We start from the raw sequence: 25,317 nt of genomic DNA, 5'->3' as shown, positions 1-25,317 counted from the left end.
TTGTTTGATGGATGAAGTTGAAAAATAGGATTATAAGAAAATGACTGATACCGTTTTGGTAGTAGATGATGATTTAGGTATCCAAAAACAATTGAAATGGAGCCTAACCGATTACAATGTTGTTTTTGCGGACGATCATTCTTCTGCCATTGCGCAACTGCGCCGATTTGAGCCTAAAGTGGTAACCCTTGATTTGGGACTGCCTCCAGATCCTGCAAATGCATCAGAAGGGCTAAGAATTCTTCAAGACATCATCTCTTTAGCGCCGCGTACGAAAGTCATTGTTGTAACCGGGAACAATGACAAGCAAAACGCACTTAAGGCCATAGACTTCGGTGCGTATGACTTTTACCAGAAACCCATCGACTCAGATACGATAAAACTGCTTGTTAACCGAGCGCTAAACTTAGCCAAGTTAGAGCACGAAAACAACATCCTTGCCCGCACACGTACTGGCATGTCGCGTATAGTTGGCAATAGCGAGGCAATTCAAAAAGTCGTTCGACGAGCTGAAAAAATTGCTAATACTGACATTAGCACGTTACTGCTTGGCGAAAGTGGTACGGGTAAAGAAGTGTTTGCGAGAAGTATTCACGAACACAGCCCAAGAAAAGATAAACCCTTTGTTGCCATTAACTGTGCATCTATTCCTGAAAATTTGCTTGAGAGTGAGCTTTTTGGTTATGAGAAGGGGGCGTTTACCGGGGCCAACAAGACAACAATGGGTAAAATTGAAACCGCACAGGGCGGAACCTTGTTTCTTGATGAAATAGGTGACATGCCCATTGGCTTGCAAGCCAAAATGCTTCGTTTCCTGCAAGAGCGGGTGATTGAGCGTGTGGGGGAAGGGCGGAAATACCTGTTGATATTCGTGTTATCTGTGCCACACACCGCGACTTACAGTCAATGGTTGCAGAGGAAACGTTTAGGGAAGATTTGTATTATCGTGTGGGGGAGATGCCAATAATGATCCCGCCATTAAGAGAGCGAGATCAAGACATAGTCTTACTGGCCCGTACATTCTTAAACGTGTATCGAGAAGAGTTTAAGGCAAAAGCAAAAAGCTTTTCAGAGTCCGCAGTCAATGCCATGCTTGCGCACAAATGGCCAGGCAATATTCGTGAAATGCAAAATAAGCTCAAGTCAGCGGTAATTATGGCCGAGGGCAGCGTTATTCAGCCTGACGATTTAGGGTTGATGCCAGTTGATACTTCAGGTGAACCTGAGACATTAAACTTGCGTGAAGTCCGTGAAATTGCAGAAAGTCGAGCAATTCGCCGGGCGTATCAAACAGCAGAAAAAAATATGTCAAAGACGGCCGAGTTGTTAGGGGTAACACGACCTACACTCTATTCACTTATTGATAAATACCATATGGAAGATATCAAAAATAGCGACTAGCGAAGTGCTATAGCCCAAACTGACAATGAGGTGTTGATAATGCATCGTGGCCGTTAAAGGCCACTTCAACATTCACATTCTCTTGCTCGTCTTCGATAAACATAAGCTGGCCACATATATTACACATGTGATGTGTTTCGCCATTGGCCACATGAAGTGTAGCAAGCGCTGAAGGAGCACAGTCTATAACGAGTGCGGCTTTCTTTATATTAAGACGCAAAGCTTGGTTATCTGAGTTTGCAATACTCTCTTTATCAGCATCGAATTCATCTAGGTGATCGACCTCAAATTGTACTGCCTGACAATGACAACTGCCTTTGTACATTTTACTGCTCCTCACTATGATCTGGCCACGTAATGCTTGCCACATTATTAAAGGAAGTGGCGATTCTTGAACTAGGGAAATGGAACTTAACGTCCATTGGTGTGAGAGACCCTCTGTGCTCATCATAGGTTTCAATCACACCTACCCATCCATCTCTACCTGATAGTTTTGCAGCATATAGCGCATAATCGATGACGGTAAAGGTTCGCTCCCACGCGGCATCGAAACTCTCCATTTTCTCAGGAGGGAGTAAAGAAAAACCAATGCTGCACGTAATGCTAATGGGTGATTGAGTATCAATGTCAAAGGGCGTGCTGGCCACCATTTCTCGGCAACGCTCAGCCAGCAAAGGAAGTTCCTCTCGGCTAGAATGTCGACAGACCACCAAGAACTCTTCACCCCCCAACGAATGATGAGATCCGTTTGTCTGAAAACTTCCTTTAAGATTTGTGCGAATGCGGCAAGAACTTTGTCGCCTGCGATATGACCATAGTCGTCATTGATGCGCTTAAAATGATCAATGTCTATCAGCAAGCATAGTAAATCTTGCTTGAGCGCGTGTTTGTCCTTAGGTTGATTGATAGCAAACTGACTGCGTCTGAGCTCACCAGGAAGGTGTGCCTCTAGGTAGTGTCTGTTGTACAAACCCGTGAGAGGGTCTCTTAGGCTGACTTCTTCTAGCGTTTTATAGGCGCGTTCAAGCTCATCATTTTTCTCTTGTAGTGTCAGTGTTTGTTGTCTTACTTCACGCCGTAAAATGATAGTTTGCTGTCGTTGTTTAAATCTACTCCATACCAAGAACATCATCAGTAGACCAGCAAGGGTGATGCTCCAAATCAGGGTCGTTCTCAAGTTTTCCTGTTCAGCTTGAGCGAGCGCCAATTTTTTCGATTCGGCAAGTTTTTCAAGTGCTCTTGACTGACGTACAAGTTCAATTTCTGCTTGAAGTCCTTCGATAGCAGTCTTACTTTGAGAGTCCATTAAGGCCTCTCGCAATTGTTGGATCACAGATTGAATATCTAGCGCCTTTTTAAATTCACCTTGTGACACGAAAGCGCTTAATTGAATAGAAAGGAAGCTTAGTTGACCACGTATATCTCTGTTTTTTCTCGCGGCTATTGTCCCCATTCGCGCCTGCGAGAGCGCTTGCTCAAAGTCTTGCTCCTTAACGTAGGCTTGTGCCAATGCCAGCCTTCCTTCTTTCACCAACTTGGCTTGACCTGATGAAATGGCAAAGTGCATGGCTTCTTGCAGTAACTCAATCCCCTTTCTAACATCACCAGTTTCTATCAAGGCCTTTCCCATAAGGATATTGGCTTCTGCGATACCGCCCTCATCATTGGCAGCAAGTAGAAAATCTAGGCCATTTGCGATAGAAGCTACAGCGTTATCGGTTTGGCCATTTTTCAGCTGCAAAGCACCAAGGCGGGATTTGGCCATCCCAAGCAAGCGCTTGTCTTTTGAAGACTGTCCTACTGTGTCAAATGCATCTTTATAGTACGTATGTGCAAGGCTGGTCTGGTTAAGCAAACTATATATATCGCCAATTCTTAGTAAACTAACGCCCGCTAAGGTTGCCTCACTAGATTCCCTAAAGAACTGGAGAGCTTGCTTCAATGTGTCCAGGGCTGCTTCTATATCCCCTTGCTCCTGTTGGACAGTGCCAAGTTCCAAGTTGAGTTTTGCTTTTAACAGCTCATTGTGTTGAATTTGGGCAATAGAAAGTGCACGTCTGATATATGATAGTGCCGTTGTGTAATTGGAGAGTTGGCGCTCTGATACAGCAAGGTAATATAACGTAGTGCCCATTTCACCCAAATTACCTTGAGTGGTAAAACCTTCGAGTGCTGCACTAAAAATTGCCTTGGAGACCTCAAAACGTGAGGCTTGCTGAAGGAGTAGGCCGAGTTCGATAAACGTCTCTTGTGACAGCGACTCTTTTTGTAATGCTTGCTCAAGCATTAGCATCGCTTTGTTATCTGCGTCATCGTAACGCTTTGCCGCGAGAAGATTTTTAACGACAGTATAATCGCCGTAGGCGTGCTCATCTCCCGAGGCTGTTGAAGTCCAAAGCATAGACGAAGCAAAAAGCCATAGAAGTACACACAACGTACTTACTCCTTTTTCGCTCATCAGCTTCTATCTCCTTTGCACCACGATTAATCGGGAAGAGCTGCTCTTCTGCATGGTAACTGGCTACAGCCGTATGTCCACCACACACGCTCTCTAGCGCTCATAATAGCGATTGCAAACCAATTGTGAAGATAAATACGAAGGTAAATGGTATGTATTTTTATACTTTAGTCTAAAGGCTGAAGAGAAGGGGAATATCCCCTTCTCTCACGTATGCTCTAGGTTACAGATTTTTATAGTTTTCTTGGATCCATTCTCGGATTAACGCCGAGCGCGAAGTTTCACTTTCTTCAGCCAGAATAGCGAGTTTTTCTATACAGTCTGGGGTAAGCGTAAATGTTGCATGGCGCATAGTTTGCGATTTTTGCGGCTTTCGCAGCGGTACAACGCGACTTTGCGTATCACAACCAGTATGTGTTACTGGGTCAACACTAACAGTGCGTCTGTCCTGCTGGCCCTGCGCATACAACAGGGCATCGTCAATGAACGACTCGACACTGCGCAGTGCAGGCTTAGCTAAAGGCTTCGACTTTTTGAGGTTGAGCAAACTCATACGCGTCCTCCTCTTTACCCGCCAAGAGCTCTTCAAATAACGTACGAATTTCTGCCGCAGCCTTGCCCTCTGGTTCACTCTCAATAACTGACTTACCGGATTCTTCAGAGTCGTCATACATATTGCGACTAAATGTCACTGCGTTAAGCACAGGAATACCAAATGAACGGCATACCTCTTTCGCTTCTAAAATTCGGTTTGCTAAACTTGGTAAAGAAGGACACTGCGTTATCACAAATGCCGCGTTCATCTTTGGGTTGACCATTTTACAAGTAGAAAGGATATCTTCCATGTGCGGAACCGTTTTAAGATCTCGACGTTTGGGGCGCAGCGGTATGAGAATATGGTCTGCAACGGCCATTGAGGAACGAAGTGCAAGGTTATCTTGTCCACCACAGTCAATCACGACATAGTCGTAATACTGGCGAAGGCTTAGCAGCTCGTTGCGAATTTTTCCATATAACTGCACACAGTTAATCTCAGCTAAACGAGGGTCCGCTTTGCGTTCTTGGATCCAATCTGACGTCGTTCGTTGAGGATCGCAGTCAACCATAAGTACTTTAGCGCCTTTTTCAGTGCGCAAATACACGGCAATATTTTGTGCAAGACAGCTTTTTCCGCTTCCACCTTTTTCACCACCAACCAAAATAATCATGGCGTTAACCCTCAACGTTACTATCAATACCATTGCTACGCGATAGACTTACTTTCTATGATCTATCGGTAGTTTTAATTATTAAAAAGGATAGGTACTACAAGCAAAGTGTTCAGCATCAAATTCAATATTAACGAATGTACAGTGATACCTATTGATTTGTGTTTGGACACAATCTAGTCTTTAAAACTAATACTCAAACCGAATAAGAGGTTGTTATGACAGAAGCGCGTTTTACGTCAAAAGAAGGTCAAAAAGTACCGAGTGTTTCATTCCCTTGCCGCGAGGGAGAAAGCTGGGTGACAAAAACAACAGATGAGATTTTTACCTACCGAAATGTCGTTGTTTTTTCGCTACCAGGCGCATTTACGCCAACGTGTTCATCAACGCATTTGCCTCGTTACAATGCTTTGGCTAAGAAATTTGAAAAGCACGGCATTGATGAAATTGTATGTGTATCGGTCAACGATACGTTTGTTATGAACGCGTGGGCTGCAGATCAAGAAGCCGACAACATCACGGTTATTCCAGATGGAAACGGTGAATTTACCGATGGCATGGGTATGTTGGTTGATAAGGCCGAACTTGGTTTTGGCAAGCGTAGCTGGCGCTACTCTATGCTAGTGAAAGACGGTGTAGTCGAGAAGATGTTTATCGAGCCAGATGTGCCGGGTGACCCATTTGAGGTATCAGATGCTGACACCATGCTCGCTTATATTGCCCCTGAGGAAGAATCAAAAGCGCCAGTTTCGATCATTACCAAGCCAGGTTGCCCATACTGTGCCAAGGCGAAAACGTTATTGGGAGAAAAAGGGTACGAGTTTGAAGAAATTGTGCTTGGCAAAGATGCATCGCTGACAAGCTTAACGGCAATAAGCGGGCGTGAGACAGTACCTCAGGTATTCATAGGCGGTAAACATATTGGCGGTTCAGACGACTTAGAAGCATTTTTGGCTTAAGCCTAAGCGCATGCGTTGTTTTAATCAATAACGCCTCACCTCGAAAAATGACGGGAGCATGCTATTATGCTCCCGTTTTTTATTTCCGTTCGGAGAATAATGGTGTCATTTAAGTTCGTTGCCCAGTGTGTTGTTGGTCTTGTATCGGTGTTTGTCATAAACACAGCGCTAGCTCAATCGAAGAGTGTTTCAGAGTCTAACGCGCGCTTCAAATCCTTATATGAGTCAGAGTGGGGAAGCGTACAACCGTGTCGTGAGACCGCTCTGAATAAGTTTGGTGTGTGCAGTAACGTTTTGCGCAATGAAGGTAATGCGCCATTTATATTAAATAATCCATCGAGTAAAAAGGTCGCAGTGCTTATTCATGGTTTGAGCGATTCACCGTTCTTCATGCGAGAGATTGCTCATGTTTTGTTTGATGAAGGCTTTACGGTTATTGTTCCGCTATTACCGGGGCACGGTAAACGTGACGCTGATGATGATATGTCGGATTGGGACCTCGCTGAGCGCTGGCAGTCTCATGTTGATGACGTTATTTCAATTGCAAGCGATATGGGCGATACCTTGATTGTTGGTGGCTTCTCTACGGGGGGAGCCCTTGCGGTGGAACATTACTTGGACCAAGGTGAAGGTATCGACGGTCTTATGTTGTTTTCAGGTGCTTTAGCTTTGTCAGAAAATGCCGAGGGCATGTCGCGTATTTGGGGCATTAAACTATTGGCAAGAATTGTTGATGGTACCTACGAAACACATGGCCCAAATCCCTTCAAATATCCCAATGTGGCTGGCTTTGCAGGGCTTGAACTAATGGACCTTATTAATACCGTGAGGGAAAAGTTTGAAGATGGGCAGCAAATAGAGGTGCCGCTGTTTGCTGCGCACTCACAAGCAGATGCGACCACGCCTATTTATGGCGTCGAAAATGCGATGGAGCAAAGCAAGGGGCCAAATTCATTTTTTGTTATCGATGAATCCTATGCGTTATGCCACGCTGATGTTGTGGTAAACAGTAAACTTTTGCGTGACATGAAGTTCAACGCAAACATGGTGAACCAGCAAGAAGACTGTGCAGTACCTCAAGCCAACCCTCTTTTCTCAACCATGGAGTTAATGCTGCGCGATTATGTTAAGCAGTTTTGACAGTTTACCAATGCAGGCTCTCGCAGAAGTTAGCGAGTTTATTTACTCTGTGGCTTCATGGCGCTATGCTTAAGCGATGAACGCATTTATGAATTACGGCTTGAGCCAAAACACACGGAGCAGAAATGGCACACAATTATCTGCGCTGTTTTTCGTGCTATTTGTCGCGATCATGGTACAAAGTGTATCGCAAGCGCGTGCTGTAACCTTCATTCATTCCCATTCCTCTGTATCGCTATCAACCCTTCAATCAACGGCAGACTCAGCCTCAGACACGTCGCGCGTCTCAGAGCCGGGCGAGGGATGTGCTCATCACAATGCATCATCGAACTCCAAGGGGAATTCTTCGTCGCTAAAAGGCGTCGATGCAAATTCAATCGCACCCCCTGACATGACTCATATGGCATCAACGATGGATTGCTGTGGTGAAGACTGTCAATGCAGTGCCGAACATTGTTTCAATTCCAGCGGCGTAGCGTTAATCAACCCGCTGTTTCAATCCCACGTTACCAAGACGCGCACTGCGGCATTGCAAAAGCCAATTGGTCAGCGTTCACGACTTACTTTCAAGCAATTCCGCCCACCCAAAACGCAGCTAACAGCATAGATCTATCTTGTGTTCTTGCGGTGTTTAAGCACTGCAATGCTTAACACAGCTAACTTAGTGTAAGAGATGCCTAGCGAACTGTTGCCAATGTAATTGGGCTTCGCTTTCGTGTCTCAATCAGAATCTTCCGTGCAGGCCTTTAATACTAAGTGTATTGAACTTGCAAAATGAACAGTGATGATATTATGAATTGCGTTAATTTTTCGCGCGCCATCAGTGCTGTAAGGGTCAAAACGACAAGTACCCTAGCCGTGTTGGCTTTGTTTTCCTTCAATTCGGTTTCTGCAGAGTTGTCGTTGCAGCAAGCTCAGGAACTTGCCATTGCGAATGACCCTCTTCTCAAAGGTAATAATTACCGTCAGCAGGCGCTTAGAAGTGACCAAACTGCTTCAGATTTTTGGGCAAATCCTCAGCTTTCAACATCAGTACAAAACTTGCCAACTGATGGTTTTTCGCTTAACCAAGAGCCAATGACGCAGGTCAAAATAGGTATTAAACAACAATTGCCAAGGGGAGATGTAAATACATTAAATCGTGAAAAACTCGCCGTTATGGAAAAGGAAATAGATGTAAACACACTGGCAAGAATCGCATGGCTCAAAAAGTCAGTCGCGTTAGTCTGGCTAGATTGGTATAACGCACACGAGCGAGTACGCCTGCTCGAAGAAGAAGAGCGTTTGCTAAAACAGTTGATGGACATAACGGAATCTCGCTACAGCCAAGGACTAGGAAAGGCACAGCAGAGTGATATTTTGCAGGTGCGCCTTGCCCAACTCACCCTTGAAGACAAAAAAACAATTGCTAGTCAGTCATTGGACGAGGCCCATGCCGCACTTTCAGAGTTTTATGGCGCTCCCATTGTCGATGAAATGGCTCCTAATACACTGCGTTTAGATGCTTTAGTTGGGGAAGATGAAAACGCCCTCACAGCGTTTTACAGAATCGTAAGCGACAGTGAGCCATTTACATTGTTTCAACGACACCCAGAGGCGCTTTCTGTTCAAATGAAAACACAAGCGCAGGAGAAGCAGGTAGAGATTGCAAGGGAACAAACCAAGTCGCAATGGAGTGTAGAGGCGAGCTATGGTTACCGACAAGACGCACAAAATGGTACAAGTCGTGCTGATTTTCTCTCTGTGGGTGTTCAGGTAGATTTACCCTATTTCACTCAGCCTAAGCAAAATGCGGATATCGCAGCGGCGCTATCTCGTGTCAACGCACTTAAAACTGACTTTCGTCTTAAAGTAAACGCGCTTGCTTCGCAAGCCGAAGTATTAAAGGCACGTTTATCTTCTTTGATACAGCGAAAGTCACTTTATCAAGGTGGGTTAACCAGTGAAGTTGACGGTCTTGCACAGACGTTACTTACCGCTTACACCTCAGACACCGCTAACTTCAGCGACGTCATTGGCGCGCTTCTTCGTCAAGTTCAAATTCAAGATGTTTTGCTCTCAATTCAAATAGAAGAAGCTAAAACACTGGTGTCTTTGGCCTATTTGTATTTGCCATCTATCGAAACGCAGCCTCAACAACACACAGGAAAGTAGTTATGCCAATTAAATCAACATTTCCTTCAATGGTGGTCGGTGTTTTTCTGGGGACCTTTTTGAGCAGCATTTTATGGTACCTACTTTCAGGGGCTTCAATGAGTCACGATGAAACTGAACGTGAATCACAAAAAAGCAGTGAGCCCTTGTACTGGGTTGCGCCTATGGATGATAGCTATCGCCGAGACAAACCTGGAAAGTCCCCGATGGGAATGGACTTAGTTCCTGTTTACGCAGAAGTGAAGGACAGTAGTGACATGGCACATGGTGGGGCAGGTGTTGTGATGATTTCACCGCAAGTACAGCAAAACATGGGGGTGAAAACTGAAAAAGTGCGTGTGGGAGCGCTTTCACCGCGCATTAAAGTCGCAGGGGCTGTTACCTATGATGAGGACGAAATAATGCATATTCATCCTCGAGTAGAGGGGTGGATAGAGACACTCCATATAAAATCTCAAGGAGAAGAAGTAAAAGCAGGACAACCCTTGTATACGCTTTATTCTCCCGAACTGGTTAATGCACAGGAAGAATACTTACTCGCCCTAAAGCGAAATGATAAACGGCTAATTGATGGGGCTGAGCAGCGACTCAATGCCCTTGCGCTGAATGAGCGTTTAATTGATGACCTGAAGAAAAATAAACGAATATCACAGACCGTAACTTTTAATGCTCCGCAATCGGGAGTTGTAGAAGCCTTGGCAATCCGCGAGGGTTTTTTTGTTCAGCCTGGCACGACCATAATGAGCATTGCAAAGATAAAACGCGTGTGGGTACAGGCTGAGGTACCAAGTACCTATGCTTAGGTATGATAGGCCTAGGTGATCATACTGAAATTAGTATTGAAAGTTTGCCACAGCAGGTCTATCGAGGTGACGTTGATTATATCTATCCATCACTATCTATGCCCACGCGAACGCTTAAGGTGCGCATTGCTCTTGCTAACCCCAACGATCAACTCAAGCCAAACATGTTTGCCACGGTGAATATACGGCCAAAGCAGCAGCAACAAGTATTGCTTGTACCAAAAAGTGCGGTTATCAGAACCGCTACGCGGACATTGGTTGTAGTCAGTGATGGTACGGGGCATTTCAAATCAGTAGAAATCACTTTAGGCGCTCAAGACACAGAGTTTTTTGAAGTGACCAAAGGTCTCCTTCCGGACGATGATGTGGTTGTTTCTGCACAGTTTCTGATCGATGCAGAGTCATCAAAAGACAGTGATTTCACTCGCATGCGAGCGCCAGATAATCAAGCAACAACGACAGGGAAAATTGAGGAAAAATCTGTTGGTGAGGATAATATTGCTGTATTTACAATAGCGCGAGGCCCAATAGAGAAATGGGGAAGGGGGCCTGCAACCATGTCTTTCGTACTTTCTCCCCACATCGACGCAACGCAATTCAATATTGGTACGCAGGTTCGTTTCACCTTTGTTACTGGCGAATCATTTACGATTGTCGATATGCAACCTATTGACGAAGAGGTTATGGATTCACATCAGCATCAAATGGGTATGAATCATGATTGAATCAGTAATTAGGTGGTCGGTCACCAACCGCGTAATGGTACTGCTATGCGCAGTCTTTGTCAGTGTTGCTGGAGTATGGGCAGTGAAAAACACGCCCGTCGATGCCATTCCAGATTTATCTGATGTACAAGTTATCGTAAAAGTGAACTACCCAGGCCAGTCACCGCAAGTTGTTGAGGATCAGGTGACTTTCCCTTTGACCTCTGCATTGATGTCGGTGCCGGGCGCAAGGACCGTTAGGGGGTATTCTTTTTTTGGTGATGCGTACGTGTACGTTATCTTTGATGATGATACCGATATGTATTGGGCGAGAAGTCGAGTTCAGGAATACCTGAGTCAAGCTTCGTCAACATTGCCTGAAGGTGTAACACCGCAATTAGGCCCAGATGCTACTGGCGTGGGTTGGGTATATATTTATGCATTGCAAAATGCTCCAGATTCGGCAAATCCACTGGACTTGGGTGAGTTACGCACTTTGCAGGACTGGTTTTTAAAGTTCGAATTACAATCGGTTGAAGGTGTATCAGAAGTGGCCCCTGTGGGAGGAATGGTCAAACAATACCAAGTTGTTATCGACCCTGAAAAGCTACGTGCTTTTGACCTTATTCCCCAAGTTATTGAGGTTGCGTTAAAACGAGGTAACCGCGCAACAGGCGCTTCAGTCATCGAAATGGCTGAGGCGGAATACATAGTAACTGCCCAAAATTACATTGGACAGATAAGCGATATAGAAGCCATTCCTACAGGGCTTATCGAAAATGGTATAAGCGTAACCATTGGTGATGTCGCGAGGGTCATCGAAACGCCATTGATGCGAAGAGGTGTTGCTGAGCTCAATGGTGATGGAGAAGTGGTGGGTGGCATTGTCGTTATGCGTTATGGCGAAAACGCTAAGACAACAATAGACGCCATAAAAGCGAAACTATCGAGTTTGTCGTCGAGCTTACCAGAAGGCGTAAACGTTGTGCCAGTGTACGACCGTTCTACGCTTATCGACAATGCAGTGTCTACACTTTTCGATAAGCTTATCGAAGAGCTCGTTGTGGTAGGGCTTGTGTGTTTGGTGTTTCTATTTCACGTGCGCTCTTCTTTGGTTGCGATGATAAGTCTGCCTATAGGTATTCTAGGGGCGTTTATTGTCATGAAGCTACAAGGGTTGAACGCCAATATCATGTCTTTAGGTGGTATTGCCATTGCCATCGGGGCCATGGTGGATGGGGCTATCGTAGTGGTAGAAAACCTCCACAAACATCTGCACCAACACGCCTTAAACAATGAAAATGCGAATATAACGTCAAAAGTTCGCTGGCAACTAGTGGCTAAATCGACATCTGAGGTTGGTCCAGCCCTATTCTTTTCGTTATTGATCATTACCATTTCTTTCGTTCCCGTCTTCGCATTAGAAGCGCAGGAGGGAAGACTGTTTTCGCCACTGGCTTTTACTAAAACTTATGCAATGGCGGCTGCCGCATTACTTGCTATTACGCTGATCCCGGTTCTGGCGGGCTATTTTGTTAGAGGAAACGTTAGGTCAGAGCAAGACAACCCTATTAACCGAGTACTGGTAGAAGCCTATAAACCCTTGCTTAAAACAACCTTGCGTTATCCTATTCTCACGTTGGTTTGTGCATTGTTGATCTTGCTTTCATCGCTGTGGCCATTAAGCCAGTTAGGCAGCGAATTTATGCCTGAACTCGATGAGGGAGATTTGATGTATATGCCCACTACGTATCCTGGGGTGTCAATCGGGAAGGCAAGAGAGCTACTGCAACAAACAGACAAGCTCATTGCTACGGTACCAGAGGTGAAAAGCGTATTTGGTAAAGTTGGCCGTGCAGAAAGTGCCACTGATCCCGCACCTTTGACCATGATTGAGACTTTTATTCAGCTGAAACCAAAGTCGCAATGGCGCCATGGAATGACTACCTCGAAACTCAAAGATGAGCTCAATGCGCTGGTGCAGTTTCCAGGGCTCACCAATGCATGGGTAATGCCCATTAAAACGCGCATTGATATGTTGGCAACGGGCATTAAGACACCAGTTGGGATCAAAGTTGCAGGGCCTGAGTTAGATGTAATAGCGTCGTTAGGCCAACAGATAGAATCATTACTATCCAATATCGAGCATACGACGTCAGTGTATGCTGAGCGCGTCGTGGGTGGACGCTATATAGACCTTAATGTTTCTGCATCTAAAGCGGCGATGTACGGTATGAGTATTGATGAAGTGCACAACCTAATCGCGACTGCGATAGGGGGAAAAACTGTAACACAAGCTATTCAAGGGCGAGAGCGTTATCCCGTGAGCATGCGTTTTCCTCAAGAATACCGAGATACTCCACAAGCGATGTCGACGTTGCCCTTTGTCACGCCAAGTGGCGCACATATTACCCTTGGCGACGTAGCCGACATTAGCATAGAGGAAGGCCCTGCAGGCATTAAAAGTGAGAATGCTCGCTTGAACGGTTGGATATTCGTGGATATCGACGATAGCGACCTCGGTGGATATGTTGATGAAGCGAAAGCATACTTGCGTGACCACTTAACATTGCCTGCGGGCTACTCGCTTGTTTGGGCTGGCCAATTTGAGTACCTTGAGCGCGCGAAGGCTAGACTGTCTGTGGTGATACCAATTACCTTAGCCATAATAGGCTTACTCTTGTATATGGCATTTAATCGCCTAAGCGATGTCTTGCTGATCCTCGCCACCTTGCCTTTAGCTATGGTGGGCAGTATTTGGTTACTTTACAGTCTTAATTTCAACTTGTCTGTTGCCGTTGGTGTTGGGTTTATTGCCTTAGTAGGCGTGGCAGTAGAAATTGGCGTAATAATGTTAGTCTATTTAAATCAACATATCACTGCTAGTTTACAAGACACAAAGCCACGTAATGAGGCGAACATAAAAAGTGCCATTATTCATGCCGCTGTCATGCGATTGCGCCCTGTAATGATGACATCTTTTTCTATCATTATCGGGCTTTTACCTGTGCTATTTGCTACAGGGACAGGAAGTGAAGTGATGCAGCGAATTGCAGCTCCTATGGTTGGAGGCATGTTAAGCGCATTGCTTTTAACGCTGTTAGTGTTGCCCGCGGCGTACTATTTGTTAGTACGCCGTCAAACAAGTAAGTAAAAATGTTAGTGAGCAGCAGCGTAGTCTTCTACCTGCTGCCAAACGCGAAGTACATTGCCGCTAAGGATTTTTTCTATGTCGTTACGTTGATAACCTCGGTCAAGTAAACCTTGAACAAGATTAGGGAAACTGGCTACGTCTTTAAGGCCAATAGGTAGTGAGTCACCTACACCATCATAGTCAGAACCAATACCCACATGTTCGACGCCAACTAATTTAACGACGTGGTCGATATGGTCTAACACTTCATCTAGCGTCGAATAAGGGTAAGGCACTTCTTTGCGGTAATTCTCGTCAAAGTTTTCAAGTTTTGGGCTATCCTCGCCTTCTTGTTCAATAAGCGCTTTGCGCGCATTAGTAAGTTCTGTACGCCATTGACCTGCGGCTTTTGACACAAAGCTTGAACCAAAGTTGATCATGACTACGCCACCATTTTCACCAAGTTTCTTAATCATGTCATCGTTCATATTGCGCTCGAAACCCGGAGTGAATCGGCGTAATGAGGAATGTGAAGCAATTACCGGAACCTTGGTCAATTCAATAACTTGATAAAATGCAGCGTCAGAAACATGCGAGATATCTAGCATAATACCGATGTTATTCATCTCTGTGACTAAGGTCTTGCCAAACGGGCTCAAGCCTTTCCACTTTCGGCGCAAATCGTAAGAAGAATCGGAGATGTGGTTCGCTTGACTGTGCGCAAGCGTGATGTAGCGAATGCCGCGCTCATAAAAGGCCTTGAGATTATCTAAGCTACCTTGAATAGGGGAGCCATTTTCCATTCCCATTGGCAATGAAATTAAACCTTGTTCAAATTGTGCTTTCACTTGTGAAGGGCTAGTCGCAATTGCAAACTTGTTGGGTGCCCTGGCCACAATTGCTTCAACTGAATCGATAAGCTCATGGGCAAGTTGTGTTGACTCCGGTGAATTATCAAGACTTGCTGGAACATATATGCTCATAAATGGGGCATTTAGGCCACCTTTAACGGCCCGCGGATAATCGAAATCTCCACCGTCAGTCGCCTTAGTCACATCTACCCATTTCTCTTTAACGCGATAAGGTACATCAATATGACCGTCTACAATAATGGTTTCTTGGGCAATGCGCACGGCTTGCTGAGAGGCTGAATATTCTTTCGTTTCTGCTGAGAATGCGGCTGCACTTAACAATGCCGATATAGCCAATGTGCAGGTTGAGAGTGTAAATCGCCCCTTCATAGATAAGTTCCTTATTTTATTTTGAATGTGGATTCTCATTGCGGGTCTTCGTCGCTGGAGTCGCCTAATACCAACAAATATTGCTGAAAAGACTAAAGCAAATTCGCACATGCCACAATATAGGCGACAGCGAAGCAACCCTTAAAACAAACGAATAGTCACGTCGCAGCAGGTCATTTACCTGCACTCTGTGTGAAATCGTATGTTTTTTCAGCGTTTGTGCGTATTCACCTAAATTTTACATTGCAATAAAAATTTAAAACTTGTTATGGTGAAGTGTGCGTGACTTCATTGCGTGAATGCGTAATACTCCTGTGCGCCCCGCCCAGATCCGACCGTGAGCGTCGGTAACAGAAGCGACTCTGTAGGGCCAACGTAATTTTCGTGGTATCCGTTCTCTTTTCATTTTTAACTGATGCCACAGCAAACAAGTATGAGAAATAAATATGGCTATTAATTTTGTACCGCTAGATAAAGAAAAACATAAAGACCTAAAAATTGCGGTAACGTCTTCTTTCAGCTTCGCGAAAAATACTCACCTAGCTGCAGCGTCTATTCGTGAATTTGCACAACTTGCTTCATCAATGCCATTGGTATTCATTGAAGACACTACAGCAAAACGTCACCATGTTGTGACTATGCTTGGACTAGAGCAAGGACAAAACTTGTTCCTAACCGAGCGACAAGTGGCAAGGCCCTCATGTTCCAATGAACATTCTTCGCTATCCATTTGACGTGCGCCCTGACGGTGACAAGCTAGGCGTTTTCATTGACGAAAACACTGAACTGGCATCTGAAGATGGTCAGCCGCTATTCACTGCTGAAGGTGAACCGTCTGAGTTCCTTACCAATCGTCAGCAGTTCCTAAGCGACCTTGCTAACAGCGAAATGCTAACACAGCGCTTTGTTGATAAAGTTGTTGAGTTAGACCTGCTTGATCAAATCCAAATTCGTTTGACATACCAAGACGGCACACAGCGCAACGTGACTGGCATGATGAGCATTAACGAGAAGAAGCTTCTTGAACTACCTGACGATCAAGTACTTGAGCTACATAAGGCGGGTTTCTTGGGCGCTATGTATGCGGTAATGATGTCAGTAGGTCAGCTTAACCGTCTTGTTGAGCTTTCAAACGGCACTGAAAACCCTATTCGTAGCATGCAGCTTTCAGCAGTAAGTGCTCAACCTGCAAGTGAAGAAGCGCCAAGCGCGTAATTCACCATCGCTATGATAAAAAACCCTGCATTTATGTGGGGTTTTTTATTGCCTTTAGATTAGTTCAGATTGCGTCAACTTTCGTTCATAATCTGTTAAGTTTGAATCGCTTATCTTTGTCCCCGTTCCCAACACACTATTTCTAGGACAAGACATGGATATCAAATCAACTTCAATCAAGGCCACGCTGTCTGTACTCTCTATTGCAGCCGCTTCCCTTTTCAGTGTTTCTACTTCTTTTGCTGCTACCCAAAATGAAGTAAATGTTCTTGTATCGGATATCGAAGGCGTTGACGATAATCTTTACAGCGCATCATACACACGATACTTAGATTCGCTTCAAGGAAATTCAGGAGCGTATTTAATAAATCCTTACCTTCAGCGAGTTTCAAGTGTATCTGGCGGTTACGCTAACATCGATGGAATTGATAGTTTCTCTCTTGCTTCTACCTATTATCTCAACAAAGAATGGATGCTTGATATCAGTGGCACACACTCAAGATCCGATAACGACTTTGTAGACACCGACAATACCAATATCAATGTGCAGGTGGGGTATAACGTAACAAGAGAGTGGCAAATTGGCGCAGGTCTAAACTATGCGCGCTACAATGCTGATGGACAATTTGACGATATCATCATCGATGAAAGTGATAACGACACCGCTGCCACTGTCTTTACACGTTATACTACGGTCGGCAAATCAGGTACGGGATGGGATTTACTTGCTACTTACTTTGCAGATGACGAAGATGCGATAGCGGCCAGCGCGCGCTATTTCTTTAGTCCCAAACTAAGCGTTGGTAGCGTATTTAGCTATGCTGACGCACCGAGTGGTTTTGACGATAACAAGACAGCTGGCATAGACGTTGATTATTGGTTCAATGAACAGTTTTCAATTCAGGCGAGCTACTCAAGAAATCTAGATAGTGATATTGACGCGGATGTCGCTAACCTACGAGCAACGTACCGTTTTTAATTCTTTCAGGTTCTTTTAAGCGCGCCGTGTGCGCGCTTTCTTCTTATTTCCAACAGCTTTCTTCGCTTTTCCAATCCTAATGCCGCTCTGGCATATGTTTTTTACCGCCGTTCGTCGATTAATGTCAGCGTCACGTTAAACTTTTTACATGCCTAATCATAGACTTCCTAAAACTACTGTTTATCTAAACAGTATAAGGCCAGTAAATACGCGGCTTTCACGGCACTTTTCTACTTGACAGTGGGGATCATTGATACCTAAACTGTATCTCAGTGGGTAAATGTGGCGAATTGTGGATCAAATCATCATCACTTTGCAGATTAGTACTCAAATAATAAGAAAACCAAGAGCAAATAATAAAAGGCTAGGGGAATGTTCCGCGGCGCTAACGCAATCAATCTGGATACAAAAGGCAGACTGGCTATACCGACGAAGTATCGTCAGTCGCTGCTGGATGATTGTCAGGGACAGCTAGTCTGCACAGTAGATACACAACAAAGTTGTTTGCTACTTTACCCACTTCCCGAATGGGAAGAGATCGAGCTTAAACTCATTAAACTTTCGAGCATGATCCCAGCAGAGCGCCGAATGCAGCGCTTGTTGTTAGGTCACGCATCAGAAGGAGAGATGGACAAAAGCGGGCGTATTCTTATTCCTACTCCACTGCGTGCACACGCAAAACTATCAAAAGAAGTCATGTTGGTTGGTCAGTTAAACAAATTTGAAATTTGGGATGCCGAAGTATGGGCACAACAAATTGAGGTTGATATAGACACCGAACGCAAAGGCGAATTTGAACTTACCGAACGATTACAGGACTTCTCTCTATGACACAGCCGAGTGAATTTAAACATATTTCAGTGTTACTTGACGAGTGCATAGAGGCACTTGCGATTAAGCCTAATGGTATTTATGTTGACGCCACCTTTGGGCGAGGCGGCCACTCTGCACATATCCTTGCTTCACTTGATGACGAGGGGCAACTGATTGCGTTCGACCGCGATCCTCAGGCGATAAAGGCCGCTGAGCGTTTTGCCGATGACAAACGCTTTCGCATTATTCACTCGCCTTTTGGTGATATGGCTGGAGAAATTGAAGCCCTCGGCCTAACTGGCAAAATTGATGGTGTTTTGATGGACTTGGGAGTGTCCTCACCCCAGCTAGATGACGCAGAGCGTGGTTTTAGCTTTTTGCGTGACGGGCCCTTAGACATGCGTATGGACACATCACGCGGTCAAAGCGCTGCGCAATGGCTGGCCAGCGCTGAAGAGCAAGATATCGCACAGGTAATCAAAGAATTTGGCGAGGAGAAGTTCGGCAAACGAATAGCACACGCCATAGTCAATACACGTGAAGAAACGCCTATTACACGTACTGCTCAGTTAGCAAAAATTATCGATGAAGCCGTTCCGGTAAAAGATAAATTTAAACACCCCGCTACTCGCGCATTTCAGGGAATCCGTATTTACATCAATGCTGAGTTAGAGCAACTGCGCGTTGGCCTTAAAGCTGCTACTGAAGTGCTGGCGAAAGAAGGGCGGTTGGCTGTTATCTCATTTCATTCCCTTGAAGATAGGCTCGTAAAGAGATTTATCAAAGAGCAAAGTAAGGGAAAGGCCGTACCGCATAATTTGCCGATAACACAAGCGGAAATAGACGCAGATAAAGTGCTTAAAGCGTTGGGCAAAGCGATTAAACCATCTGAACAGGAGATAGCGAACAATGTTCGCTCTCGCAGTTCCGTGTTGCGGGTGGCAGAAAAGTTATGACCAAGCAGCGCGCTGATAAAGCAAGCACGAATTTCAGTTTACTGCTGATTATTGTTTCAGATTTGACCCGCAACAAGTTGCGGGTTTTGTTGTATTTAATGGTTATTGTAAGCGGTATGGCTGTGATCCTAAGTAGTCATCACAATCGTCAGCAAGTCATAGCACTTGAAGACCTTATGCAAGAAAAAGATGAGCTTGACGTAGAGTGGCGTAATCTGGTGCTTGAACAACGTGCGCTTACCGAGCATAACCGCATTGAGACCTTGGTTGAAAAGCAGTTACAAATGTATCGTCCTACCGCTGACGATGAAGTCGTAGTGAGGTTGAAATGAGCCTGGCTGAATCGTCACAATCATTGAATAAGCCTCAACGTAATATGCGCAGCAAAAAGTCTGGCGCAAAACAAAACGTTACGCCTAGTCTAGTGCACTGGCGCTTTGTCGTCGTTCTTGTCGTCATCATTATGGTTTTTGGTGTACTCGCTTCTCGCGCTGCTTACATCCAAGTGATTGAGCCAGATGAGCTTATTCAACAGGGCGATAGCCGTACCTTACGCACGCGCAATATGCCAACGTATCGCGGATTAATTACTGATAGAAACGGCGTAGAGCTAGCCGTGAGTGTGCCAGTAAGGGCAATTTATGCAGACCCAAAAGTTATTCATGAAAACAATGGCTTTGATGAGCAACGTCGTTGGGAAGCGCTCGCCGACGTATTGCGCCAAGATGTTAATGAGCTAAAAGACAAAGTTGCCAACCCAAAACGACGCTTCGTTTACCTCCAACGCCAAGTGTCGCCAGCCATGGCTCAATACGTTGATAAACTGGATATTCCGGGTATCTACCTGCGCAGAGAAAGTCGTCGTTACTATCCTACCGGAGAAGTGTCGGCGCAGCTTATTGGTGTTACTGACGTTGATGATAGCGGCGTCGAGGGCCTTGAGCGCATGTACGACGAGTGGTTAACGGGTACGCCTGGCACGCGCAAAATTCGTCGTGATGCTAAAGGACGCCAAGTCGAAATTCTTGAAATGAAATCCGGTGAGAAAGCAGGGGATTTACAGCTGTCTATCGACCAGCGTATTCAGGCTTTGGCGTACAAAGAAATCAAAGAAGCAATGATTTACTATCAATCAAGCTCGGCGTCAGCCATTGTGATTGATGTGAAAACTGGCGACGTACTCGCTATGGTCAATGCGCCTTCATTTAACCCCAATGACCGCAGCAATATTTCCCCTCATCGAATGCGTAATCGCGTTATCACCGATGCATTTGAACCCGGTTCATCACTGAAACCTCTTGCTGTACTAACCGCATTAGAGTTCGGGGAGGTTGAGCCCGATGACTCTGTTGATACTTATCCAGGCTGGATGCGTCTTGGCGGAAGCCTTGTAAAAGATTCGCGAAATTACGGTGAGCTAACGCTAGAGGAAATTATTCAACACTCGTCCAATATGGGTACGTCAAAGCTGGCGCTGTCAGTACCTAAGCAGTTTTTGCTGGACACTTATTACAACATGGGTTTGATGAGCGATACCGGGTTGAATATGGCGGGGGAGAGCAGCGGGATATTTCATGAACGCAGTCGTTGGTCTGAGTTTGAACTAGCTACATTATCATTTGGCTATGGTATCTCAGTAACAACAGCACAGCTTGGGCGACTATATGCCACACTGGCCAATGGTGGAGTAAAAACGCCGCTTAACATCATCAAGTCTCCCGAACAGCCTTCTTGGCAAGCCCAAGCAGAAAGGGTGATTAGCGAAGAAAATGCCAAGGCTATCGTACAAATGATGGAAAGCGTGACACAGCGCGGCGGTACGGCGACCAAAGCGGCAGTGCCAGGCTACCGCGTTGCGGGTAAAACTGGAACAAGTCGAAAGGCCGTAGCGGGTGGATATGGTGAAGAATACGTGAATATCTTTGCTTAGCATTGCGCCAGTCTCTGATCCTCGTCTTGTGACCGTAGTGTTAATCAATGAACCAGGTGGCGATTTGTACCACGCTGGTGACACGGCAGCGCCTGTCTTTTCTGCAATTATGGGAGGCGCTCTGCACATGCTTAATGTGGCGCCTGATGACAAGCAAGTCACTTCTAGCAGCCTGTTGAAAGGAGGTCAAAGTGGTAGTTAGTGCCTTTATTCAAAGTATTCGTGCTTTACTTGCAAAGTTTGGTGTCGACGCACCAGATATTCGTATTGAAGGGTTAACCTTGGACAGCCGTGAGGTGAACACGCGACTGGCGTTTATTGCTGTTAAGGGACATGAGTTGGATGGTCGAGATTTTATTCCGCAAGCAATAAGTTTAGGGGCGCGTGTAATATTGGCGCAAACTGAAGACAGTGCCGCCCATGGACAAATGGAAATGCGCGATCACAGCGTAATTATCTCTTTGTTCGATTTGCCACAAATGTTGTCAGCCCTTGCTGCAGCTTTTTACGACTACCCTGCTCAAAAAATGACAACAGTGGCTGTAACGGGGACTAACGGAAAAACCTCTACAGTTCAATTGCTTACCCAGATTAAAGATGCATTGGGTACGCGCAGCGCTAGCATTGGAACACTCGGTAGCAGCGTGTTTGAGGGGCAAGACACCCAGTGGAAAAACACACCCGCAGCAAACACGACACCCGATGCAATACGCATGCAGTACTTGTTGGCAGAGTTTGTGCAAAGCGAAGTGCGCCATACTGCTTTTGAAGCAAGCTCTCACGCTTTGGTTCAGGGACGCCTTGGCACAGTAAAAACCGATATTGCAGTATTTACGAATCTTACCCGTGACCATCTCGATTACCACGGCACGATGGAAGAATACGGAAGAGCTAAACGCTTGCTGCTTAGACAGCCTGGTTTATATGCAGTGGTACTTAATGCCAATGATAAAGAGAGTAGTAAATGGGATGCGCATGCAAATGCCGAGTTAACACGGGTGTGGACCGGTATTGATGAACAAGAAAGCTTGCTGGTTGATGCGCACAAACAACCTCATCATCGCCACTGTTTCGCCACAAATGCCGATTATCATTCTTCTGGATGCAGCTTTGAATTAGTGAGTTCATGGGGAACCGCTGCCATCTCGCTGCCACTGTTTGGCAAATTCAATATTAGCAATGTGCTAAGTGCAGTGGGTACTTTACTGGCACAGGGCGAACGTTTTGATGACGTTGTTAATGCGGTCAACGCCATTACGCCAGTGCCAGGGCGCATGGAAGTGTTCCCGATAGCGGGCGCAGCTAACATTGTGGTGGACTATGCACATACGCCTGATGCACTTGAGAAAGTGCTGTTAAGCGCAAAATTTCATACCACGGGAAAAGTATGGTGTGTGTTTGGCTGCGGCGGAGATAGAGATAAGGGTAAGCGACCTCTTATGGGCAAAGCGGCTGAGGCGGGTGCTGACGCTATCGTCATCACAACAGACAACAGTCGCAGTGAGGACCCTGAAGCTATTGCTAATGACATCAAAGTTGGCCTTGAAAATCGCGACTTGGCGATTTCTATACCAGACAGAGAGCAGGCCATTCGCCACTGTCTTTCTCACGCTGGGAGCGACGACATTATTATCGTTGCTGGCAAAGGGCATGAAGATTATCAAATTATCGATAACAACAAGACAAATTATAATGAACGAGCAGTTGTGGCGCGACTGCAAAAGGAGTACAGCAAATGATAAAAACAACGCTGTCATGGATAGCCGACAAAGTGAATGGAACTCTGCAAAGTGCTCACGGGGACATTGAAGTATCTGCGGTGAGTACGGACACGCGCACCATAGAAAAAGGTGCTGTATATCTAGCGTTAAAAGGGCCTAATTTTAACGGACATGAATTTGTTTCTCAGGCCCAACAAGCTGGTGCGAGTGCGGTTATTGCCAGTGAATCTGTGGAAACCACGCTGCTTGGTTATTTTAGTAGAAGATACGAAACAAGCGTTAGGTGCGCTAGGCGCCGCGGTAAAGGCACATGTTGCCCCTAAAACTATTGCTGTCACAGGCAGTAGCGGTAAGACCACGGTAAAAGAAATGTGTGCCTCAATTTTAGAACGCCGTGGCAATGTGCTAGCTACCAAAGGAAACTTCAACAATGACATCGGTGTGCCGCTGACATTGTTGAGGCTGGAGCCTCATCATGAATACGCAGTCATGGAGCTTGGGGCTAACCATCTCGGCGAGATTGCCTACACCACTAATTTAGTTAAACCTGATGTTGCAACCATTGTAAACGCAGCAGCTTCACACTTAGAAGGGTTTGGCAGTTTGCTAGGTGTTGCAAGAGCAAAAAGCGAGATCTTCAAAGGACTTGGCGACGACGGTGTAGCCATTGTAAATATTGATAGCCAGTTTGCCGACTTCTGGTTAGGGAAACTTAAGCAAACCAAAACGCTTACGTTTTCTCCTGACCAAAAGAACCCAGCAGATTTTCATGCAGAAGATATTACGATTGGTTTAGATGGTTGTGCGTCTTTCCATCTGGTGTGCCCGCAGGGCGATATTTCGGTTCAACTTACTATCCCTGGTATTCACAATGTCGGCAACGCGCTACTCGCTGCTGCACTAACGCTTCAGGTTGGCGCGACGTTAGAAAACGTGCGTGATGGCTTACTTGCAATGAAACAGGTAAGTGGCAGGCTCAACGTGAAACAACTCACAGATCAAGTTCGTCTTCTTGATGATACCTATAACGCCAATGTGGCATCTGTTAACGCCGCTATTGACACCCTTAGCAGCTTTTCAGGCATTACTGTGTTGGTATTGGGCGATATGAAGGAGCTAGGAGAAAAAGCGCGCTTTTATCATGAGCAAGTTGGCGAGTATGCCAAAACGAAAGGCATTGATTATCTCTATACGATGGGAGTGTTAAGTCAATCAGCAAGCGCCGTATTTAATGAAAATGGCGGTCACTTTAGCGACATCGAAAGTTTATTGACTGCAATGGAAAGTGGTTTACTGGTGCAACAGCGCGATATTTCAATTTTGGTAAAAGGTTCACGCAGCTCTAAAATGGAGCGCGTGGTAGAGGCGATTGAGGCCTCTTCGCTGGGAAAGCTTGATAGCCGTCGGGAGCGCATCGCATGTTAATTTGGCTCGCCGATTGGCTGACTCAATTCGAATCTGGGTTTAATGTCTTCTCATACCTAACGCTAAGAGCGATATTGAGTACGTTGACCGCATTGCTTATTGCAATAGTTATTGGCCCCAAGATGATCCGTTATTTGCAGACCATGCAGATAGGCCAAACTGTGCGTGACGATGGCCCCCAAAGCCATTTGTCAAAATCCGGTACACCGACTATGGGTGGCCTATTAATACTTGCAGCCATTGTTATAAGCGGGTTACTGTGGGCAGATTTGACCAACCGTTATGTGTTGGTAACGCTATTTGTGGTGGTTGCTTACGGCATCATCGGGTTTGTCGATGACTATAGAAAGGTTATCCGCAAAGACTCGAAAGGCCTTATTGCTCGCTGGAAGTACTTTTGGCAATCAGTGGTGGCACTTGGTGTGGCATTTTTCCTCTACAGCAGTGCTACGTTAAGCGCAGAAACATCGCTGTTGGTACCGTTTTTCAAAGAAGTCTTCCCGCAGCTTGGCGCTTTCTTTATTGTCATTACTTACTTTGCGATTGTTGGAACGAGTAACGCGGTAAACCTCACGGATGGACTGGATGGATTGGCTATCGTGCCGACCATTTTAGTGGCGGGTGCATTCGCTATTTTTGCTTATGTAACAGGGAATGCCAATTTTGCTTCCTACCTAAACATTCCCCATATCCCACTGACTAGTGAGCTTGTTATTGTGTGTACGGCCATGGTGGGAGCGGGGTTAGGCTTCCTATGGTTTAACACCTATCCAGCGCAAGTATTTATGGGTGACGTAGGCTCTCTTGCGTTAGGCGGTACCTTAGGGGTGCTCGCGGTGTTAGTGCGTCAAGAGTTAGTGCTTATCATAATGGGCGGTGTTTTTGTTATTGAAACATTGTCGGTAATTTTGCAGGTAGGGTCATACAAGCTGCGCGGTCAGCGCATTTTCAGAATGGCTCCTATTCATCACCACTATGAACTAAAAGGTTGGCCAGAGCCGCGCGTTATTGTGCGCTTTTGGATCATATCTATCATTTTGGTTCTAGTAGGGCTTGCAACCCTGAAATTGAGATAAG

Annotated in this window: 18 protein-coding genes and 5 pseudogenes; 18 read left to right on the top strand and 5 right to left on the bottom strand. The window is 45.6% G+C overall.

Annotated elements, in window-relative coordinates; genetic code table 11:
• Positions 1–40 precede the first annotated feature (40 nt).
• Both V6N89_RS21840 and V6N89_RS21835 read left to right on the top strand, forming a co-directional pair.
• Positions 41–906: pseudogene (locus tag V6N89_RS21840) on the top strand (sigma 54-interacting transcriptional regulator); the annotation flags it as partial.
• 60 nt (positions 907–966) lie between these two features.
• Positions 967–1,401 (top strand): helix-turn-helix domain-containing protein, encoded by a 435-nt coding sequence (locus V6N89_RS21835; protein ID WP_431189807.1) that lies wholly within the window; start codon positions 967–969, stop codon positions 1,399–1,401.
• A 7-nt stretch (positions 1,402–1,408) separates the two neighbouring features.
• Here V6N89_RS21835 and V6N89_RS16475 read toward each other — a convergent pair whose 3' ends face one another.
• The 4 genes and pseudogenes from V6N89_RS16475 to V6N89_RS16460 all read right to left on the bottom strand — a co-directional run bounded on the left by V6N89_RS16475 (position 1,409) and on the right by V6N89_RS16460 (position 5,067).
• On the bottom strand, positions 1,409–1,726 hold the full coding sequence (locus tag V6N89_RS16475; protein WP_338518538.1) for an ADP-ribosylglycohydrolase: 318 nt from the start codon (positions 1,724–1,726) through the stop codon (positions 1,409–1,411).
• Position 1,727: 1 nt separating this feature from the next.
• Positions 1,728–3,535: pseudogene (locus V6N89_RS16470) on the bottom strand (diguanylate cyclase).
• A gap of 547 nt (positions 3,536–4,082) precedes the next feature.
• Positions 4,083–4,412 (bottom strand): ribbon-helix-helix protein, CopG family, encoded by a 330-nt coding sequence (locus V6N89_RS16465; RefSeq protein ID WP_338518536.1) that lies wholly within the window; start codon positions 4,410–4,412, stop codon positions 4,083–4,085.
• Positions 4,372–5,067 (bottom strand): AAA family ATPase, encoded by a 696-nt coding sequence (locus V6N89_RS16460; RefSeq protein WP_159626792.1) that lies wholly within the window; start codon positions 5,065–5,067, stop codon positions 4,372–4,374. The genes V6N89_RS16465 and V6N89_RS16460 overlap by 41 nt, the downstream gene beginning before the upstream one ends.
• A gap of 218 nt (positions 5,068–5,285) precedes the next feature.
• Here V6N89_RS16460 and V6N89_RS16455 point away from each other — a divergent pair, with 218 nt between their 5' ends.
• The 7 genes from V6N89_RS16455 (at position 5,286) to V6N89_RS16425 (ending at position 13,981) form a co-directional block, all read left to right on the top strand.
• Positions 5,286–6,026, top strand: coding sequence for a glutathione peroxidase (locus tag V6N89_RS16455; protein ID WP_346992969.1), 741 nt, complete (start codon positions 5,286–5,288; stop codon positions 6,024–6,026).
• A 99-nt stretch (positions 6,027–6,125) separates the two neighbouring features.
• Entirely contained in the window at positions 6,126–7,166 is a 1,041-nt protein-coding gene (locus V6N89_RS16450; protein WP_338518535.1) for an alpha/beta hydrolase, read from the top strand.
• 88 nt (positions 7,167–7,254) lie between these two features.
• Positions 7,255–7,773 (top strand): hypothetical protein, encoded by a 519-nt coding sequence (locus tag V6N89_RS16445; RefSeq protein ID WP_338518534.1) that lies wholly within the window; start codon positions 7,255–7,257, stop codon positions 7,771–7,773.
• A gap of 185 nt (positions 7,774–7,958) precedes the next feature.
• A complete protein-coding gene (locus V6N89_RS16440) occupies positions 7,959–9,320 on the top strand; it encodes a TolC family protein (RefSeq protein WP_338518533.1) in 1,362 nt (453 codons plus the stop codon).
• A gap of 2 nt (positions 9,321–9,322) precedes the next feature.
• Positions 9,323–10,123, top strand: coding sequence for an efflux RND transporter periplasmic adaptor subunit (locus tag V6N89_RS16435; RefSeq protein WP_338518532.1), 801 nt, complete (start codon positions 9,323–9,325; stop codon positions 10,121–10,123).
• Positions 10,124–10,125: 2 nt separating this feature from the next.
• Positions 10,126–10,848, top strand: a complete 723-nt coding sequence (locus V6N89_RS16430) for an efflux RND transporter periplasmic adaptor subunit (protein ID WP_338518531.1) — start codon at positions 10,126–10,128, stop codon at positions 10,846–10,848.
• Positions 10,841–13,981: an efflux RND transporter permease subunit gene (locus V6N89_RS16425; RefSeq protein WP_346992968.1), complete on the top strand. Its 3,141-nt coding sequence runs from the start codon at positions 10,841–10,843 to the stop codon at positions 13,979–13,981. The genes V6N89_RS16430 and V6N89_RS16425 overlap by 8 nt, the downstream gene beginning before the upstream one ends.
• Positions 13,982–13,986: 5 nt before the next feature.
• Here V6N89_RS16425 and V6N89_RS16420 read toward each other — a convergent pair whose 3' ends face one another.
• Positions 13,987–15,201, bottom strand: a complete 1,215-nt coding sequence (locus V6N89_RS16420) for a dipeptidase (RefSeq protein WP_338518529.1) — start codon at positions 15,199–15,201, stop codon at positions 13,987–13,989.
• 446 nt (positions 15,202–15,647) lie between these two features.
• Here V6N89_RS16420 and V6N89_RS16415 point away from each other — a divergent pair.
• The 9 genes and pseudogenes from V6N89_RS16415 to mraY all read left to right on the top strand — a co-directional run bounded on the left by V6N89_RS16415 (position 15,648) and on the right by mraY (position 25,316).
• A pseudogene (locus tag V6N89_RS16415) lies at positions 15,648–16,416 on the top strand (SapC family protein).
• 154 nt (positions 16,417–16,570) lie between these two features.
• Positions 16,571–17,395: a hypothetical protein gene (locus V6N89_RS16410; RefSeq protein WP_338518528.1), complete on the top strand. Its 825-nt coding sequence runs from the start codon at positions 16,571–16,573 to the stop codon at positions 17,393–17,395.
• Between the two features lie 372 nt (positions 17,396–17,767).
• Positions 17,768–18,226, top strand: a complete 459-nt coding sequence (gene mraZ / locus V6N89_RS16405) for a division/cell wall cluster transcriptional repressor MraZ (RefSeq protein WP_159626811.1) — start codon at positions 17,768–17,770, stop codon at positions 18,224–18,226.
• Positions 18,223–19,164, top strand: a complete 942-nt coding sequence (gene rsmH, locus V6N89_RS16400; RefSeq protein ID WP_338518526.1) for a 16S rRNA (cytosine(1402)-N(4))-methyltransferase RsmH — start codon at positions 18,223–18,225, stop codon at positions 19,162–19,164. Before mraZ ends, rsmH begins: the two co-directional genes overlap by 4 nt.
• The gene (gene ftsL / locus V6N89_RS16395) at positions 19,161–19,496 is read left to right on the top strand and encodes a cell division protein FtsL (RefSeq protein WP_338518525.1); all 336 of its coding nucleotides are present in this window, start codon (positions 19,161–19,163) and stop codon (positions 19,494–19,496) included. The genes rsmH and ftsL overlap by 4 nt, the downstream gene beginning before the upstream one ends.
• Before the next feature lie 44 nt (positions 19,497–19,540).
• Positions 19,541–21,296: pseudogene (locus V6N89_RS16390) on the top strand (penicillin-binding transpeptidase domain-containing protein).
• Positions 21,286–22,833 carry a UDP-N-acetylmuramoyl-L-alanyl-D-glutamate--2,6-diaminopimelate ligase gene (locus tag V6N89_RS16385; RefSeq protein ID WP_346992967.1) on the top strand — a complete coding sequence of 516 codons (1,548 nt, stop codon included), beginning with the start codon at positions 21,286–21,288 and terminating at the stop codon, positions 22,831–22,833. The pseudogene V6N89_RS16390 and the gene V6N89_RS16385 overlap by 11 nt, the downstream one beginning before the upstream one ends.
• A pseudogene (locus V6N89_RS16380) lies at positions 22,830–24,240 on the top strand (UDP-N-acetylmuramoyl-tripeptide--D-alanyl-D-alanine ligase). The gene V6N89_RS16385 and the pseudogene V6N89_RS16380 overlap by 4 nt, the downstream one beginning before the upstream one ends.
• Entirely contained in the window at positions 24,234–25,316 is a 1,083-nt protein-coding gene (mraY, locus tag V6N89_RS16375; protein WP_338518524.1) for a phospho-N-acetylmuramoyl-pentapeptide-transferase, read from the top strand. The pseudogene V6N89_RS16380 and the gene mraY overlap by 7 nt, the downstream one beginning before the upstream one ends.
• Position 25,317 lies beyond the last annotated feature (1 nt).

It is taken from the genome of Alteromonas gracilis (genome assembly GCF_036870955.2).
Taxonomy (GTDB): domain Bacteria; phylum Pseudomonadota; class Gammaproteobacteria; order Enterobacterales; family Alteromonadaceae; genus Alteromonas; species Alteromonas gracilis_A.
The sequence above is the reverse complement of the archived record's forward strand: the minus strand, read 5'-3'. Positions and strand labels throughout refer to the sequence as shown.